The sequence below is a fragment of the Thermostichus sp. MS-CIW-34 genome, from assembly GCF_054060435.1.
The window spans coordinates 20511-37806 of sequence record NZ_JBSSDE010000006.1; the positions used below are offsets into that span (position 1 = coordinate 20511).

Here is a 17296-nt window from a genome sequence, read left to right on the forward strand (position 1 = left end):
CTAAGCCATCGCAACAATGATAAACGGAAGTCTATGCTTACCAAAATAATAATTGTATTGTTTCTATATTTATTTGCCCTTAGGATATCAACCAAGCTGAGATTTAAGGATTTCTTGAGATTTCACGAAGGAAATCCGTGGGTCAGGCGACTTGAACCGGAAAGCTTCCATCTTGCCTTCACATATCCTTTCGATGAGGTGAGCATGACGTCACGTCGTAACTTTTTGCTGTCTGCGGGTGCGGCCACCGTGGGTGGACTCGTGAGTGGCAGCTTAGCACGGGCCAGCACAGGCTACTGGGTTGCCCAGGCCAGCGGCCCAGAAACCCCCAATCTCAGGTTAGGCTTTATACCGATTGTGGAGTCTGCCCCCCTGATCATCGCCAAGGAAAAGGGCTTTTTCGACAAGCACGGCATGACCGGTGTAGAGGTGTTAAAGCAGGCCAGTTGGCCGGCAGCCCGTGACAACGTGGTCATCGGCTCAGCGGGTGGGGGAATCGACGGTGGCCAGTGGCAGATGCCGATGCCTCACATGATCCACATTGGCGCCATCACCAACAATCAGCCGGTGCGCATGGCAGTTCTGTGTCAGTTGATCACCCAGGGGAACGGGATTGCCATTGCCGGAATGCATGCTGGCAAGGGTTTGGGGCTGGATATCTCGGGAGCCGCGGATTACATCAAAAACTTCAGCGCCAGCAACAAACGCAAATTCAAGGCCGCTCATACCTTCCCCAACGTCAATCAAGATTTTTGGATCCGTTACTGGTTTGCTGCTGGGGGGGTAGATCCGGATCAAGACATCGACCTGTTGGCGGTTCCCTCTGCCGAAACGGTGCAGGGAATGCGCAATGGCACCATGGATGCTTTTAGCACCGGGGATCCCTGGCCCTACCGGATTGTGGCCGATGGGATCGGGTTTATGGCGGCTCTTACTCAACAGATTTGGCCCTTTCACCCCGAAGAATACTTGGCCATTCGCGCCGACTGGGTGGAGCAAAACCCCAGAGCCACGCAAGCGGTTTTGATGGCGGTGATGGAAGCGCAGCAATGGTGCGACGATCCGGCCAACCGAGAAGAACTGACACGCATTCTCTCAGGGCGTGCCTACCTGAATGTGCCGGTTGAAGTTCTCACCCCTCCCTTTCAAGGCAACTACGAATTGGGAGACGGCAAGCCAGCTGTTCAAGATTTCAATGCCGGGCCCTTGTACTGGGAAGATGGCCGAGGCAGCGTCTCTTACCCCTATAAGAGCCATGACCTTTGGTTCCTGACGGAATCCTTGCGTTGGGGCTTCCACGCTCGCTTCCTTCCCGATCTGGATACTGCCCGTCGTCTGGTGGATGAAGTGAACCGTGAAGATCTCTGGCGTGAGGCCGCCCAGGCACTGGGGGTGAAGAACATCCCCAACAACACCTCGCGGGGAACAGAGCGTTTCTTTGACGGTGTGGTGTTTGACCCACAGGATCCGCAGGCTTACCTGAACAGCCTGAAAATCAAAAGGGTCTAGCTGAATAGCTTGATTGGGCCAAGTTCCTCACCTTCTTTCGCAGGAAGTCCATGGCTTACCGTTTCCTTGTTCGAATCTCTCGCGCGACAGGGATCCTGCCTACCTGTGGGATCCCACGAGGTCGAAAAAAGCTGTGCCGAGCTTTCTGCCCAAACGATGGAAAGTTGATGGATGCTATGAGCCTCGCACTTTTTGAATAACTTTGAATGCTATGTTGAGGATCGGCTATGTTGGCTCTACTTCACGTTCCGCGCGAACTCTTCAGGGATCCTCCTTTTGAGAGGCCGGCCCAGCCCCGCTGGGACAAGCTCATCCTTTCAATAGCCGTAGGAATCCTGAGTTTTCTGATTGTCGTGAGAGTTTTGTTGAGTTTGCAATCCCTGTGTTTGCCCATCCAACGAAAAGGCAAGGCCGATCCAAGCTCATGCTCTGTCTCCAACACGGTGTAGAACCCCTCGATCGGGGCGTTCCAAAAGCGCAACACCAGAGAACCTTGTAAAACCCTATCCTCTCCAGGAGCTATGACGACAACACTTTCTTCTCCGGCAAAATCTGCAACGGCGAAGTTCGATTTGGCGAAGTACCGAGATCAGATTCTCCCCCCTGTGGTGGGCATTGTTGGATTTCTGCTCATCTGGCAGATCTTGGCCAGTGCCAACCTAATTCGGCTGCCGGGGCCTTGGGATGTGTGGATGGACGAGCGCAGCCGATATCTGATCCTGCATCCTTTGTATCGCAACAGCGACCTCGACCAAGGGCTGCTGCGCCAAACCTTGGCCAGCCTACAAAGGGTGGCCATCGGCTATTGCAGTGCCGCTTTGGTGGGCATCACGTTGGGCATTTTGGTGGGAAGCAGTGTGTGGATCAACCGAGCTTTGGATCCCATTTTCCAATTTTTGCGCATGGTAGCTCCCTTGGCTTGGGTGCCCATATCTTTGGCTGCTTTGCAACGCAATGAGCCGGCTGCCCTGTTCGTTATTTTTATTACCTCAATTTGGCCCATTCTCATCAACACGGCTGTAGGGGTGAGACAGATCCCGGAAGACTACATCAACGTCTCCAAAGTGCTCAAGCTCTCCAAAGTGGACTTCTTTTTTAAGGTGTTGCTGCCCTCAGCCCTGCCCTACATGTTCACAGGTCTGCGCATCGGCATCGGCCTGTCTTGGCTGGCCATTATTGCCGCAGAGATTGTGATGTCGGGTGTGCCGGGGATCGGCTTTTTCATCTGGGATGCCTACCAGCAGAACTACGTTACGGAGATCATCGTTGCCGTCATCTACATCGGAGCGGTGGGATTGCTTTTGGATCGCCTGATGTCTGTTTTGCAAAACAAGATAGCCAACCAATGATGTGTTGGATGTGTTGTCAGTATGTGGTTGGTTTGAGGCTAGACGGGTGATAGGTTGGGAGGTTTTCTGTGTCTGTATTGGTCAGTGTGGAGCAGGTGGAAAAATCTTTTGCTCTGCCCGGAGGGCAGGAATACCTTGCTCTGAAAGGGATCGATCTGCAAATCCATCGAGGGGAGTTTGTCTCCTTAATCGGCCACTCCGGCTGTGGCAAATCCACCCTATTGAACATGGTGGCGGGGCTGTCTTTGCCTACGGGGGGGATCGTGGCTTTGGATGGGCATACCATCACCGCTCCCGGCCCCGATCGCATGGTGGTGTTTCAGCATTACTCGCTTTTGCCTTGGCTAACGGTTCGGCAAAACATTGCGCTGGCGGTGAATGCCGTTCTTAAAAAGCATTCTCCAGCCGAGCGTCAGCAGATCGTGGAAGAGCACATCGATCTGGTGGGTTTGCGCCACGCAGCAGATAAGCTCCCAGCCCAATTGTCCGGGGGTATGAAGCAGCGGGTGGCCATTGCCCGTGCCCTGGCTTTGCGGCCCAAAGTGTTGTTGTTGGATGAGCCATTTGGCGCTTTGGATGCGCTCACGCGCGGGAACTTGCAAGAGCAGTTAATGCGCATCTGTGAAGAACATCAGATGACCACTCTCATGGTCACCCACGATGTGGACGAAGCGGTTCTTCTGTCAGATCGTGTGGTCATGCTCACCAATGGGCCGGGATCCCGAATTGGGAACATTTTGACCATTGACATTCCTCGGCCCCGCCGTCGGCTGGATGTGGTCAACCATCCCAGCTACTACAGCTACCGCAGCGAGATCATCTACTTTTTGAACCAACAAAAACGCATCAAGCAATGGCGTGCTCGCCGAAGCACTGTGGTGGCCAGGCATGGCTTGGAAAAGATCAACTTGGAGATCGGCTTTGTGCCCCTCACTGCCTGCGCTCCGTTGGCTGTAGCTAAAGAAAAAGGGTTTTTTGCCAAACACGGCTTGGAAGAAGTGAATTTGGTGCGGGAAACCAGTTGGCGAGGGATCCAAGACGGCATTCAGGGAGGTTATCTGGATGCGGCCCAAATGCCCGCCGGTATGCCGGTGTGGATGTCCTTGGGTGGAGGGGATAACCCGCCTCAGCCGGTGGTTACGGCCCTCACCTTGACCCGCAACGGCAATGCTATCACCTTGCACAAGCGGTTCTATGAGCAAGGGATCCACACCCTCAGCCAGTTGAAGGCTTACATTCTGGATAGTCCCAGCCGTCGGCTTACCTTTGGGGTGGTGCATCCCAGCTCTATGCACAATTTGCTGTTGCGCTATTGGCTGGCAGCCGGCGGGATCCACCCGGATCACGATGTGGTACTGAAAACGCTGCCTCCGGCCCAGATGGTGGCCAACCTGACAGCCGGCAACATCGATGGGTACTGTGTGGGAGAGCCCTGGAATTTGCGGGCAGCCTTAGAGGGCAGTGGCTTTACGGTGGCTACAGATCTGGAGATTTGGCTGGGCCATCCCGGCAAAGTGTTGGGGGTGCGAGAAGATTGGGCCAGAGCCTACCCCAACACCCACATTGCCTTGGTGAAAGCGCTGTTGGAAGCCTGCCGCTACTGTGAAGACCCGGCCCATCACGACGAGATTCGCGAGCTGCTCAGCCGCCGCGCCTACCTGAGCACCGACCCATCCTACATTCATCTGGGGGATCCCCAGCGTCTAATCTGTGACTTGGACAGGCCGATGCGGGAATATGCCCACCACCGCTTCTTTCTGGGAGCCGGCAACCGTCCCAGCCGCACCGAGCATTTGTGGATGGTGAGCCAAATGGCCCGCTGGGGGGATCTGCCCTTCCCTCGCAACTGGGTGGAGATCGTGGAGCGGGTGTGTCAGGTGGGGGTATTCAGTACGGCAGCCCGCGAGCTGGGGCTGGATGTGTCTTACCAGCGGCAGCCCATTCAGTTGTTCGACGGGATCCCTTTTAATGGCGAGGATCCCCTGGCCTACCTCAACAGTTTGGCGATTAAGCACGATATTTATGTAGCCGAGGTTGCCTTAGATCGTCGTCCTGTGTTGCTCTAGATACCCACTTGGGCGCCCTTGCAAAAGCACATTCCCCGTTGTGAGAAAATCATGAGTTGGAGCACCCTACGATGACTGCCCTCTTGACAACCTCTACCCCAGCGAACGTAGCCGCAGAACCCTACCTAAGCCTTGAGAATGTCAGCAAGACCTACTCAACTCCCAAGGGGGATTATCCCGTCTTGCGAGATATCAACCTCAGTGTGAACGAGGGAGAGTTTGTCTGCTTGGTTGGGCATTCCGGCTGTGGCAAAACCACCCTGCTGAATATGGTTTCCGGATTTGCCCAGCCCACCAGTGGCTCGGTGAAGCTGAAAGGGCAGCCGATTACAGCTCCTGGCCCGGAGCGCATGGTGGTGTTTCAAGGGTATGCCCTGTTGCCCTGGCTCACAGTTTATGAAAACGTCTATTTGGCCGTTCGGTCGGTATTTCCCCACAAGAGCCAGTCGGAAAAGCATCGAATTGTGGAAGAACATTTGGATTTGGTGGGGCTGGGGGAAGCTGCTCAGAAATATCCCTCGCAAATTTCGGGAGGGATGAAACAGCGGGTAGCCATTGCCCGTGCACTGGCCATCCGTCCAGAAGTGCTGATTTTGGATGAACCCTTCGGAGCCTTGGATGCCATTACCAAAGAGGAGCTTCAAGAGGAGCTGTTGCGCATTTGGGATGAACATCGCTGCACGGTTTTGATGATTACCCACGATATTGATGAGGCGCTGTTCTTGGCCGACCGCTTGGTACTGATGACCAATGGCCCTGCAGCCACCATCGGGCAGATCGTGACCATTCCCTTCCCGCGCCCCCGGGATCGCGAGCGGATTCTTGAAGATCCGCAGTACTACCGCCTGCGCAACTCGGTTCTCAGCTATCTCTACGGCCATGAAGCCAACCCAGAGGCGGCTTACCGGTAAATCCAACCTGGAGCAGTTGACGGAGCGAGAGGGCGACAAGGCAACCCAAAACCCAAAAACCACACACCTTGGCCATCAGGTGCAGCCCCTGGTCAGGCGATCCGCAAACCTCTCTTGGAACTCGCACACAACGCTGTGCAACCGCTCGTCCAAAACGGCCAGCGTCTGGGATGCGATCTCGTCCGGCACGCCGCCGAAAAACGCCTCCGCAATGCCCCCGGCAATGCAGGCCATGGTGTCTGCGTCTCCACCAAGGGAGATGGCGTTGCGCACTGCGTCTTCAAAACCGTCTGCCTCTAGGAACGCGATGATCGACTGGGGCACCGAGCCCTGACAGGAGACATCGAAGCAGTAGTGCTCCCGGATATCGTCCAGCCGCTCGGATAGGCAGTATCCGAACTCTTGCTCGATGTACGTCTTGATGTCGGCCTTAGTGTACCCTGACCGGGCGAGAAACACGGCGGCTGCCGTAGCCTGAGCGCCGCGGATGCCCTCCGGGTGGTTGTGGGTTACCTCGGCACTGGCCCGCGCCTGGGCCAGCACTTCTTCCAGCGTGTTGCAGGCGATGCCAATGGGGCTAACCCGCATGGCGGCTCCGTTGCCCCAACTGTAGTACGGCTCACGGCAGCGATGCTCGGCCCAGTGGATGAAGCTGCTCCCGTACCCAGCCTCTGGGTAGGCGTGGAAGTACTCATGGTACCAATCGACGTAGCTACCGCCCCGCAGCAGCCGCTCGGCCACAGCGACCGTCAGAACCGTGTCATCGGTAAATTGGCTGGCCTCGACGAACAGCGGAAAGTTCTTCGTTTTGGTGCCCGAGTGCTCATGGACAGAGCCGATAACATCCCCGGCAATGGCTCCCAGCATCAGTACCCTCTCCTTTTTCTTTTCCCAGTTCTCAATCTCCCGGTTCTCAATCTCGCCGTTTCCGAAAAGGCTCGCCCGCCCATCCAATTCTGAATCCGCACCCCTAGGCAATCAAGCGGCGCACCGCCCGAAGCAGCTCCGCGGGGGGAGGAGAGTTGGGATCCCAGCGAATTTCCAACTCAGGTGAGTCTTTGAGCACTTGAGGAGGGCCGGGCGAGGTGTGCAGGATGGCCACACAGCGCAAATTGCCCCGGTCTCGACAAAACTCGTGCCAGAGAGGGATAGCCTCGGGATCCCGGCTGACCACCAGGTAGTGGGAGCAGGCTTCCAGGATCGGCTGCTTTTGCGGATCCACCTTGCCGCCCACATCCACAATCACCAAGCTCTTTTGCCGGCGCAAAGCCAGAATGGCCTGGGCATGGAAGCTGAAAAATTCGGGGGTAAAAGAGCCCCGGTACTGGTGCTTGAGGATCTTCGCCTCTTCTGGTGGCAAGTCTAAAGTCCAATTGCCTTCCCCATCCCAATGGGCCCGTTGCAGATAAATATCGGGATGCTCCGGCAGCAGAGCTTCGAAGAGGGCGCGGGCAAGACGGCTTTTGCCACTGTCGGGGGGGCCCACCACCATCACCGCCGCTGCCAATTCTGTTCGCGTCAGCGGGCCGTAGGCCTTGCCCGGCCTTCCCTGCACCCAGGGGATGACCTGGCCCACCCGCACTTCGGGGGTATGGCTGGAGACCACCACCGCGCCCAAGCGTGGGTCATAACAGGCCACCCAACGGGTGAAGTGGCACTCATGCACCAGCCAGCCATACAGCCAAATGGGGGCCCGCCCCGTCAGAACCACCCCCAACTGGGCATTGATCCCGGCAGGCAGCTGAAGCTGAGCCAAATCCTCTGGAAAAACCAGGCGATCCGGTCGGGTCAGCTCAATTTCGATGACCTGAAAAGACAGTTCCGAAGAATGGGATCTTCGAGGGTCCAAGGACTCCGTCCCGCTGGCGCGAAAGGACTCCGTCCCGCTGGCGCGAGCGGCCAGACAGCCGGAAAGCAAATGCAGTGCCACAGCAGCCATGGGCAGATTTGACGAGACAGGTTGACTTCAGTATGGAAGAGATTGGAAGTGGAAGGTTCCAACTCATGTCAGAGTGGTCAGGCTCTCACTTGCGCCTTGCTCCAAGAAAACCCCTGGCCTGGAGTGCCATCAACTGGTTGACCTAAGAACCGAGGGAACTGTCGGATGAGCGGATTTGAGCTGCCTTTGACGGTGGAAGTGTTGCGTTGGTTAGCGGGCGGTCAGTTGGCGGAGCGCCTGGAGCGGGCCGTGCGCCTGTGGGTACTGCTCCACTGCCTCCATGGCGAAAACCGCTGGCCAGACCTGCCGGAAACCTTTGGCTACACCCACATCCGGGATCGCTTGCTCTCACCACGGCACCCCAAGCAGGATCTGGCACAAGGGATCCCTTCACCCTGTCCTGATGTTGACTGCATTTGCTGGAAACCCTTGAGGTTTTGGCTGAAGGATCCCAACCTATTGGCCGCCTTAAAAGCAGAAGTTCCCGATCTGGAAGCGCTGCTATCTGCTCAACCCTTTCACAAGACCCATCGCACACTGCGCAAAGAGCTGGATTACCTGGCTGCCCGGGGTTGGCTGCAACAAATTCAGGCCAACTCTAGGCGGAGAGATAATTTTCGCTGCCGTGCGCCGGGGGATCGTCCCCAACTGCCCGTATCTTCATCGGCTTTGACCTTATCGGGCCATCAACTGGAACAGATCTATCACATCCTCAGCGATGTGGCCTTTGTACATCCAGATGTGCAGGTTTTGCTGGATGAAATCTGGGAAAATCAAAGGACTCCGTCCCGCTGGCGCGATCAGCACTCGCAGCGGCGGCTGTTTGTGTGGTTTGAGTACATCCTCTCAGACGAACAGCAAGAACGGGTGGATGAATATCAAAGCCAGCTAGAAGCCCTTTGGGCCAACCCAGAAGCGGGGGTGATCGGTTTTGACTACGCCACCCGCCAACATGGGATCCGACACGTTCTCACTTACCCAGTCTGTTTGTTCTATGCCCGCCGCGCCAAGTATTTGGCAGCCTTTGGCCAGCTCCCCACCCCCGAGGGATCCCTGGGCTGGCACAATTTTCGGCTGGATCGGATCCAGTCTGAGCGCTTGGCGGTGATCCCCTGGGGCGATCCTTCTATCCCGGCAGAGCTGGCAATCCGCAAACGGCAAAAGAAGCTGCCCAGCCCAGAGGAAGTCCAAGCAGCATGGGAAGAAGCCTGGGGATCCGATTTTTACCTGCCCAAGGCATTGTTGATCCTTCGATTTTCCCCGGAGTTTGCCCGTCGCTATGTGGAAAGCACAGTGCGACATCCCACCTTCCAGCCCATTGCCTACGAGCGGATCCCGGCTTTGGTGCAGCAGGCAGTGGCGGATGCGCGGGAGCGCGAACAGATTTTGAACATTGTCCGGCAAAGGCCGGCCAGCGACCGGTACTTCTGCGCCTGGGCACGGGTGGGAGATACCAATTTCACCATGCGCCTGCGGGATTGGCGGCCCAACGGCGAGGTGATCGCTCCCCTGGCCTACCGGGAACAGATGGCTCGAGAAGCTCAGGCAGAGCTGCAGTTTTATCGCCCCGACCTGAAGCTTTCTTGACCTTCCTGCCCATGACCACCCTCTACCTAACCGAGCCGGGGACTGTGGTTCACTGCCAAAACCAAACCCTGCTCATTCGCCGCCGTGGTCAAGAGCAGCTTTGCCGCCTTGCGGAGGTGGAGCTGGTGGTGGTGTTGCCCGGGATCCAATTGACCAGCGCAGCTTTGGCCCAACTGCTGGATCGAGGCATCGAAACCATTTTTTTGCGTGCGGATGGCGGTTTTCGCGGTCGCCTGCAGGGATCCTTCTCCACCAACTCTGAGATCCGTCTGGCCCAGTATCAGCGGGCCTACTCCCCCTGGGGGCTGAGGTGGGCCAAGGTGATTGTGCGCGGCAAGATTCGCAACCAACGGGCAATTCTACAACTGCACAACCGGGCTACCCGCGGCCAAATTGCCCCCTTACAGGAGGGTATTGATGTTATCGCCGCCTACCTGCAACAGTTGGATCGCTCCGTGTTCGAATGCCCACTGGACACTGCAGAGTTGGAAAACAAGCTGGAACAGTCGTGGTTGCCCCTGCTGAATCTCAAGGAAGACAGTCTGCGGGCCTACCCTTTGGATGCCGCGGCCAAGAAGCAGGCCAAAGTCTTCGGGGGGCCTCCCCCCTATGAGCCGCCGGACTACCTGATCTTCTGAGGCTCTCCACCGGGCCGAAATTGTAAAGTTTTGTGCGCGATCTGTCGGGGCGAGCCATCACCAGCCTGACTCTGCCGGCACGAGATTTTAAGGGAAACTTTAGATCTTTTGCCCCGATTGGCCCAAAAACGTGACATGATGGCCGTAGCAAGCTCAATTTCCCCGCTTGCGCTTGGCCGCGAGGACAATGTTAATATCTGTGTCGAGGAATCTCCGTACTCCCTCGCGAACGCACCTTGAAAACCTCATGAATTCAGGCTTTTCCGAGGGTAGGGTTTATCCCTACCTTTTCCCCGCAAGGGGACGGAAACGTTTTATAGAAGAGGCGAACTCCCCGGGCTGTGACCTGCGTTGATCCCTACCTTTTCCCCGCAAGGGGACGGAAACGTCTTTGCACGAGATACAAAGAACTCTTTGTTTCCCGTTGATCCCTACCTTTTCCCCGCAAGGGGACGGAAACGAAGACTACTCCAATAAGGAGGGTAGGCTATGTACAGTTGATCCCTACCTTTTCCCCGCAAGGGGACGGAAACTAGTACTTGGTCACCTCGGGTGGGGAGTAAAGCCCCTCCCATCCGTTGATCCCTACCTTTTCCCCGCAAGGGGACGGAAACTAGAGAGAAGCGAGTAATGAGCAAAGAGAAGTGAGGTTGATCTCTACCTTCTCCCTGCAAGAGCATGCCTCTAACCCCCAAAACCCTGAACTTTGCTGAATTTACTGAGCTTTAGGCGGTTTGGCAAAAGTCATTGAGAGGGATATAGTAGACCAAGTTTCCCCCTGATCCTTGAGTCCACCGCAACGGTTGCCGGGAAGTGAAGGGGGAAAGCGCTCGGGGGGTATTCCTCAGGGCTTTGTGGGATACCGCCTTCCTGCTTGGACTCCGTCCCGCTGACGCGAACAGAGATAGGCAGGATGCAATCGCTTCTTTCCTGAACCATGTTCAGGAGAGTTCAGCGTGAATGTATCAGGCTCAACAAAGTACCTCAAGTCATCTAGGGAAGACTGCTCGACGAGTAGTCCTGGGATCCAGACTGGAGAGAGCGGCGGGCCAGCTTGGCATAGGTCTTCACCGTCTCGTAGGGCATCTCCAAATCAGCGGCGATCTGTTGTAAGCTCTCTCCACCTTCGCGGCGGGCCAGGATCGTCGCCCACAGTTGGGCAGTTTTTTCGGCGCGGGATCCCCCTTGTCGTTGCCGCTGGCTGAGAAAGAGGGCGCTCAGCTCCTCGATCCGCTGGGCCACCTGCTCTTCCCGGGAAGGGACAGGGGAGGCGGGTAGCTCTTCGGCCAACCAACCCAGGCGGGTTTGCCCTAGCCCAAAGGGGGTTTTGTGGCCGGTGCCGCAGTAGGGGGCAAGGTGGATCAGGGCTTGGAGCTGCTGCTGCAACAGCTCAGGCGCACGGGAGGAGACAGCCAACTGCACACAGCCGATGAATCCCGTCACGGATCCCTGGCGACCTGCGGTGGTTTTGACCGATTCCAGACGGTGCCGCTGGATGATCACTTCCCCATCCACCCAATCCAGAAAAGGCTCCGCCTCGATGGGCAGACCGGAAAAATCGTTCCAACGGCGCAGATAGCTGTGGAACAGGTTGCGAGGGATCGGCAGCGGCAGATGGTGGCCCCGGTGGCGAAAGCTGGTGGGCGAGACGAAGGAAAGGCTCCAGGAGCGGGGGGAAAGAGGCTGCTCCAACAGTTGACGATAGGTGCGCGGGGGGATCGAGATCTGCCATCCCAGGATCTGCAGCGGGGATCCCCGCAATTCCAGCCAGGTGGGCAGCCGTTGGCACCACCCTCGCAGCCACTCCACCACCGGCGGGTTGAGGCCGGTGATCCACCAGCGGAAGGGGAGATGAGGCGGGATCAGCGGTCGCCCCCCCTGCTCGCGGAACGGCCCCATCAGCCGGGAGAGGGTAAAAGGTTTCTCCGATTCTCCATCGTGCAAATAGGCCGATAGCTGCGGGTCTGTCTCTTGCACCTGGCTCAAGAACCAGGCGTGCAGCCCTTTGGCATAGTGGGGATCCAGCAGGTAAGACCGAGGAGCCTGAACTTCCAAGGTGATCCCCACCAACTCGGATCCCGTCGGCCACTTGCCGTTCGCTTCTCTATCAGCAGATGGCTCTGAGAAACTCAGCATAGGCACAGCCCATTCCCAGTCCACAGCAACAATCAACACAAAACCCAACTTTCCATTGAGAAAATTTTAGAAGGGATCCCTTCTTATTGGGTTTACTCTCGAATTGCCCGTTGTACAGGCAGAAAAAATCTCACAATCTGAAGAAAGCCTTGAAATCGTCTGCAACCCATCGCACTCGATCTATACTGCTAGCAAGCTAGAGGACTGAAAACCATGAGGCGAGAGCGTTTATCGGATATGGCTGAAACAATCGGTAACCTCAATGGCATCTCTCGGCTTGATTCGATTGGTTACCCACCCAACCGGCAAACCCTTTTTTGAAGGGCTTTGGTCTTCCGCGAAGGATTAAAAATCGAGGCCAATTGCCCCCAGCCTTTAGGGATCTGTCCGTCGCAGCCGATGGAAGCCCTGTCCAAGACTTGTCTTCCTTTTTCGCATTTCGCAGGTGCTGCTCATGACCCCTACTTCTGCTCCCTCTCCCGTTCCTGTTGCCTTGGCCTGGTGCCTGGTGTGGGGAGAACAGCGGGATCCCCAGTTTGCCCTGGAGACCTTGCAGCAGATGCGGGCCGCCGTTCGCGCCGACAACGAGGCCGGGATCCCAGAAGAGCTACGGCCCATTTTGGCTCAGGTGCGCCAATTTCAGGAGAGCATGGCGGCGAAGACCTTTCCCAGAACCCCGGCGGAGCTGCAATCCCGCTACCCGGAGCTGTGGCAGCAGACAACCCGCATCGGCTTGGTTTACGGGGGGGCCACCAAGATCAAGAGCTATGTCTTCGAGTCGGCCAAGCTGTCGGAAATCCGCGGGGCCTCCGCTTTGTTGGATCGCATTAACCTGGTGGATCTGCCCGCCTTTTTCGGGGATCCCGAGCAAACCTACCTGGGATGGGAAGGTTTGGGGAAAGAGTCTCAAGCAGAGCTGAGGGCCTATGTGGCCGAGCAGATCCGGCCTTGGCTGCAGCAGCACTACCCGGCCTTGGCGCAAGCCCTGATCCCGGAGCTCATCATCTACTCCACCGGGGGCAATCTCCTGGCCTTTTGCCCGGCGGCCCATGTGGACGATCTCTGTGAGGCCATCGAGCGGCGCTACACCGAAGAAACCCTCACCGCTAACGCCTGCGCCGTGGGATCCGCCTTTCGGCTGCTGGAACTGCGCTACGGCCTGTTGCGGGATCCCATCGAACGCACCCCCTGGCTGGATTGGCTGGCGCAACACAAAACCCATCCCCTGGTGAGAGCCTATTTTGGGGATGGCAGCGAAGCCAGATTTCAAGACCGCAAAAGTTTCAACGAGTTGGTGGGTTACCTGGCCGCCCGCTTCAACCACCGCCGCAACGGCAATCCGGATCCCGGTCGCCCCAGCCGCGCCCATCCCGCCTTTTTTGAAACCCATCCCTACCTGCGCCGCGACAGCACCGACCGTCGCCCTGCCATCGCCAAAGCCGACCTGGTCGATCAGCCCTGGCTCTCGGAAGCCACCGCTCGCAAAGCCCTGGTGGGTCGCCAGGCCAAGCGCATTGAAACAGGCAAGCAAGGGTGGTTCCGCAAGTTCCCCACCTGGGATCCCGGCTTTGTGGAAAGCTGGGTAACGCGATTTGCCCGCTTTCTCAACTCTCCCGCCGGCGAGCCCTACCGGGAGCGCTATTTGCAGCCCCATCAGGGATCTGTCCAGGGGATCGGCGAGGCCCAATCTCTACGGGAAGTGGCCAACGCCAGCCTGGGCAGCCAGGGCTTTGTGGCTTACCTTTACGCCGATGGCAACGACATGGGGGGCTATGTGCAGCAGATCCAAACCCCAGAAGCCTACCGACAATTTAGCCGGGATGTTTCCGAGGCAACGGAAAAAGCCGTTTACCACGCCCTCGCCCAGCACCTGCAGGCCCATCGGCTGCACGGCCTATCCCCAGATCCGGAAACCGGCAGAGACCGCAACGGCGAGTGGATCCACCCCTTCGAGATCCTGACCATCGGCGGAGACGATGTGTTGGTGGTGGTGCCTGCCCACAAAGCCCTGGAAATTGCCGCCACCTTCTGTGAGCAGTTTGAGCAGCTCCTGCTGGACACCTCGGCAACCTATGCAGCTCAATCTTCCGGCAAGGTGCCTCACCGCTACCCGGCGGCAGATCGGAAGCTCTGTCGGCTCTCCGCCTCGGTGGGGGTGCTGATCGCCTCGGAAGACACCCCCATTTACTACGCCGAAAAGCTCACCGAACAACTGTTGAAATCCGCCAAGAGCTACGCGAAAAAGCTGAAGCCCAAAGACAAGGACTGCTCTGTGGCCACCATCGACTTTCTCTCGTTGAAGTCGGTCGCCCTGGTTGCCTCCAGCATCCAGGATTTTCGTCGGGAAGCTCTGGAGATCCGCCAGAACAGCCACACCCTCAAGCTCTACGCCGGCCCCTATACCGTCCCGGAAATCCACGGGTTGCTGAGAACGGTACAAGCCCTGCAGGAGGCCAATTTTCCTCGCTCCCAGCTTTATCAGATTCGCAGCTTCTTGGAAAAAGGCAAACGCACCGCCACCCTCAACTATCTCTATTTCCGCAGCCGCCTGGGCAAAAAGGGGCAGCCGCTGATGGAGGCTTTTGAGCGCACCTGGTGCAAGGCCAAAACCAACGACGGCCACCTTCCCCCCTGGATGTATGTTGAGCCACAGGTATCCTCGTCAACGCCAACCTATGAAACCATCTGGCGGGATCTGGTGGATTTGTACGCCTTTGTGCAAAAACAGCCCCAGGCCGAGGGTCGGCCCGTTCTGGCGGAGGTGGAGTGATGGTGAGACTGGCAGAGCTGCCCCAAGCGGGGCGAACGATCACCTCTATCCCTTTGAGGGCCACCCTCGCCTCTGCCCTGGCGGTGGGAGCCGGCGGCTCCAGCGGCTCCCTGGCGGATAAGCCCCTGCTCAAAGATGCCTTTGGCAGGCTGATCATTCCCGGCTCCCAACTGAAGGGGCGGCTGCGCCACGAGTGCGAGAAACTGGCCCGTGGCCTGGGCTGGGCCATTTGCCGCTCTCCCGACCCAGAGCGCATGTGTCCGCAGCGGGAGGGCAGCGCAGGAAATTTCCACCGCCCCGAATACCAGGTGGAGGGCTATGCCGGATCCCATTGTCTGGTCTGCCAGATATTCGGCAATCCGGCCCTGCCTGCCCGCCTGTGGGTGGAGGATCTCGTCTGCGAGGTGCCGCCAGCAGCTCTGGAACCAACCCTTCGCCCTGGGGTCACCCTCAACCGCCGCCGCCGCACCGCCGAGGATCAGCGGCTCTACCTCATTGAGACCTCTCCCGCGGCTGAGCTGACTTTTTCCGGATCCCTGCAGCTTTTGCCCGATTGCCCTTCCTGGGGCAAAACTCTCCTGTTGGCGGCCCTGCACCACCTGATCGCGCTGGGGGGCAGCAAATCCGCAGGTTTGGGCTGGCTGCACTGGGATCCTGGATCCCTGCAGGCTCTCCAGCCCACCGCAGCCGATTGGGCTTTCTTGGCCCAGGGAGGGAGCTGATGGAAGCCATTCAACTCACCCTAACGGCTCAGTCTCCCTTGGCCATCGGTCGGCAAAAGCCGGGCGGCTCCATCAGCGAGGCCCAGGATTACATTCCCGGCAGCGTGATTCGCGGTGCTCTGGCCGACCTCATGCTCAGCCAAACCCAACATCGCCCTGCCGAGGCGCTGGAAGGAGATTTGGCCGCCCTGTTTACGGCAGCTCGGCCTGCTGTGTTTACCCACGCCTATCCGGGATCCGGCAGCAAGGTCTTGCCGGCCACGGCCTTCAGCTCGAAAAACAATCCCGGCTTCCGCTCAGAGGCGGGCAAAACGGGGGTGTTCGACACGCTCCTGGATCGCTTCTGCTCACAGCGGCTGGGGATCCCGTTCGATCCCACAGAGCCGGACGGTTCCGGGGGAAGAGTGGAGCCCTTCGGGGGGTTCTACAGCCAGCAGGAGTCTGACCTGGGGCCCCGCTACGAACGAGCTGCTGTGTCCAAACGCCTGCTCACGCGGGTGGGGATCAACCGTCGCCGCGCCACTGCTGCCGACCAAATCCTCTACAGCCTAGAGGTGATGAACGAGGGCAAAGCCCGCCCCAATGGGCATCTGGAGCGCTCCCTTTTCAGCGGCTACATCTACCTGCGGGATCCCGAGCTGGCCGAGACCCTCACCCGCTACCTCAACGCCCACGCCCACCTGCTGCGCTTGGGAGGAGGGGTGTCGCGGGGATTGGGCCGGGTCAACGTCACGGCTCGGCGTCTGGCTGCTCCCCGGCCTTCCCTGGCCCAGCGGGTGGAAGCCTTCAACCAAAAGCTGCGGCAGCGCTGGCAACAATGGCAGGTGTTCGGGGATCCCTGGCAGCCCCTTCCGCCGGAGCGGCAGTATTTCTCCATTGGGCTGCAGTCGGGGGCCATTCTCAAAGAGCGCTGGCAACGCACCACCGTGCTCACCCCCCAGATGCTCCAGGAAGAGGCCAACTGCGAAGATGGATCCCTGGCTTTGGAGCTGGCCTTCAGCAGCTACGCCTATGTCTCCGGCTGGAACGCTGCCTGGGGTCTGTTCAAAGATGTAGAATTGGTAACCACGCAGGGCAGCGTCTTTCTGCTGAGCACCACGCAACTGGAGCGTTGGTCCCGATTTTGGCGGAGATGGAATACTGGGGGATTGGCGAACGCACTGCTGAAGGATTCGGCCAAATCGAAGTTTGCAGTCCGTTCCATCATCATTTCTGGGAGAACCCGCTATGACCTTCGCCACCAGCGAGATCACATCGGAACAAGAGCTCAAGATCCAACGGCAAATCCGGCTGGCCGAAGATGATCTGGTCGCCAGAATTCAAGCCGCCTTGGATAACTTCAGAGGTCTCAACAGATTGGAAGAGGCCCAATATCGCAACCTATTGCACGTGGCAGCTTCCACCGAAAGCTCAGAGGTGATCAAGAACTTTTTGCGCTACCAGGTGGGGCGCGATGACAAGTGGGGGCGGGGCAAAGACTCTTTGGCAGAAGCCATCATCAAAGACATCGACAACTGGATTCATCAAAGGGCTATAGCCATCGCCAGGGAAGCCGGAATTGAAAGAGCATCCCCCAAAGTCAACGAGATCAAAATTGACTTGATTCGGCGCTACCTGGGCTATGGGGCCCGCTACCTCAAGTACAAGCGAGAGGGAGGAGGATCCTAGA

12 protein-coding genes, 1 pseudogene and 1 CRISPR repeat array are annotated in these 17296 nt (G+C 58.0%); of the genes and pseudogenes, 10 read left to right on the forward strand and 3 right to left on the reverse strand.

Going from position 1 to position 17296, the window contains the following annotated elements:
* Positions 1–198: 198 nt before the first annotated feature.
* The 4 genes from ACVWYY_RS03310 (at position 199) to ACVWYY_RS03325 (ending at position 5835) form a co-directional block, all read left to right on the forward strand.
* Complete coding sequence (locus ACVWYY_RS03310; protein WP_457439599.1) at positions 199–1509, forward strand: CmpA/NrtA family ABC transporter substrate-binding protein; 1311 nt, start codon at positions 199–201, stop codon at positions 1507–1509.
* 521 nt (positions 1510–2030) lie between these two features.
* On the forward strand, positions 2031–2858 hold the full coding sequence (gene ntrB, locus ACVWYY_RS03315) for a nitrate ABC transporter permease (protein ID WP_011432252.1): 828 nt from the start codon (positions 2031–2033) through the stop codon (positions 2856–2858).
* A gap of 68 nt (positions 2859–2926) precedes the next feature.
* Positions 2927–4924, forward strand: a complete 1998-nt coding sequence (locus tag ACVWYY_RS03320; protein ID WP_457439601.1) for a nitrate ABC transporter ATP-binding protein — start codon at positions 2927–2929, stop codon at positions 4922–4924.
* A gap of 71 nt (positions 4925–4995) precedes the next feature.
* Positions 4996–5835 (forward strand): ABC transporter ATP-binding protein, encoded by an 840-nt coding sequence (locus ACVWYY_RS03325; protein ID WP_457439603.1) that lies wholly within the window; start codon positions 4996–4998, stop codon positions 5833–5835.
* 75 nt (positions 5836–5910) lie between these two features.
* On the opposite strand, the gene ACVWYY_RS03330 is transcribed toward ACVWYY_RS03325, so the two are convergent.
* Positions 5911–6702 (reverse strand): ADP-ribosylglycohydrolase family protein, encoded by a 792-nt coding sequence (locus ACVWYY_RS03330; protein WP_457439605.1) that lies wholly within the window; start codon positions 6700–6702, stop codon positions 5911–5913.
* Positions 6703–6805: 103 nt separating this feature from the next.
* A complete protein-coding gene (gene crn3, locus ACVWYY_RS03335; RefSeq protein WP_011432248.1) occupies positions 6806–7774 on the reverse strand; it encodes a CRISPR-associated ring nuclease Crn3/Csx3 in 969 nt (322 codons plus the stop codon).
* Positions 7775–7939: 165 nt separating this feature from the next.
* On the opposite strand from crn3, the gene ACVWYY_RS03340 reads away from it, so the two are divergent.
* The gene (locus tag ACVWYY_RS03340) at positions 7940–9361 is read left to right on the forward strand and encodes a TIGR03985 family CRISPR-associated protein (protein WP_457402902.1); all 1422 of its coding nucleotides are present in this window, start codon (positions 7940–7942) and stop codon (positions 9359–9361) included.
* 11 nt (positions 9362–9372) lie between these two features.
* Positions 9373–9999: a CRISPR-associated endonuclease Cas1 gene (gene cas1, locus ACVWYY_RS03345; protein ID WP_457388323.1), complete on the forward strand. Its 627-nt coding sequence runs from the start codon at positions 9373–9375 to the stop codon at positions 9997–9999.
* 274 nt (positions 10000–10273) lie between these two features.
* Positions 10274–10613: a CRISPR direct-repeat array (repeat unit 37 nt; unit sequence GTTGATCCCTACCTTTTCCCCGCAAGGGGACGGAAAC).
* Between the two features lie 379 nt (positions 10614–10992).
* Here cas1 and cas6 read toward each other — a convergent pair.
* Positions 10993–12135: a CRISPR-associated endoribonuclease Cas6 gene (cas6, locus tag ACVWYY_RS03350; protein ID WP_041437102.1), complete on the reverse strand. Its 1143-nt coding sequence runs from the start codon at positions 12133–12135 to the stop codon at positions 10993–10995.
* A 559-nt stretch (positions 12136–12694) separates the two neighbouring features.
* On the opposite strand from cas6, the gene cas10 reads away from it, so the two are divergent.
* From cas10 to ACVWYY_RS03370, 4 genes and pseudogenes are all read left to right on the forward strand, one after another.
* Positions 12695–14905 carry a type III-B CRISPR-associated protein Cas10/Cmr2 gene (gene cas10, locus ACVWYY_RS03355; protein ID WP_457402976.1) on the forward strand — a complete coding sequence of 737 codons (2211 nt, stop codon included), beginning with the start codon at positions 12695–12697 and terminating at the stop codon, positions 14903–14905.
* Complete coding sequence (locus ACVWYY_RS03360) at positions 14905–15627, forward strand: RAMP superfamily CRISPR-associated protein (protein WP_011432243.1); 723 nt, start codon at positions 14905–14907, stop codon at positions 15625–15627. Before cas10 ends, ACVWYY_RS03360 begins: the two co-directional genes overlap by 1 nt.
* Positions 15627–16858 (forward strand): annotated as a pseudogene (csx10, locus tag ACVWYY_RS03365) (type III-D CRISPR-associated RAMP protein Csx10). Before ACVWYY_RS03360 ends, csx10 begins: the two are co-directional and overlap by 1 nt.
* The gene (locus ACVWYY_RS03370) at positions 16855–17295 is read left to right on the forward strand and encodes a hypothetical protein (protein ID WP_414344023.1); all 441 of its coding nucleotides are present in this window, start codon (positions 16855–16857) and stop codon (positions 17293–17295) included. The pseudogene csx10 and the gene ACVWYY_RS03370 overlap by 4 nt, the downstream one beginning before the upstream one ends.
* Position 17296: the final 1 nt, after the last annotated feature.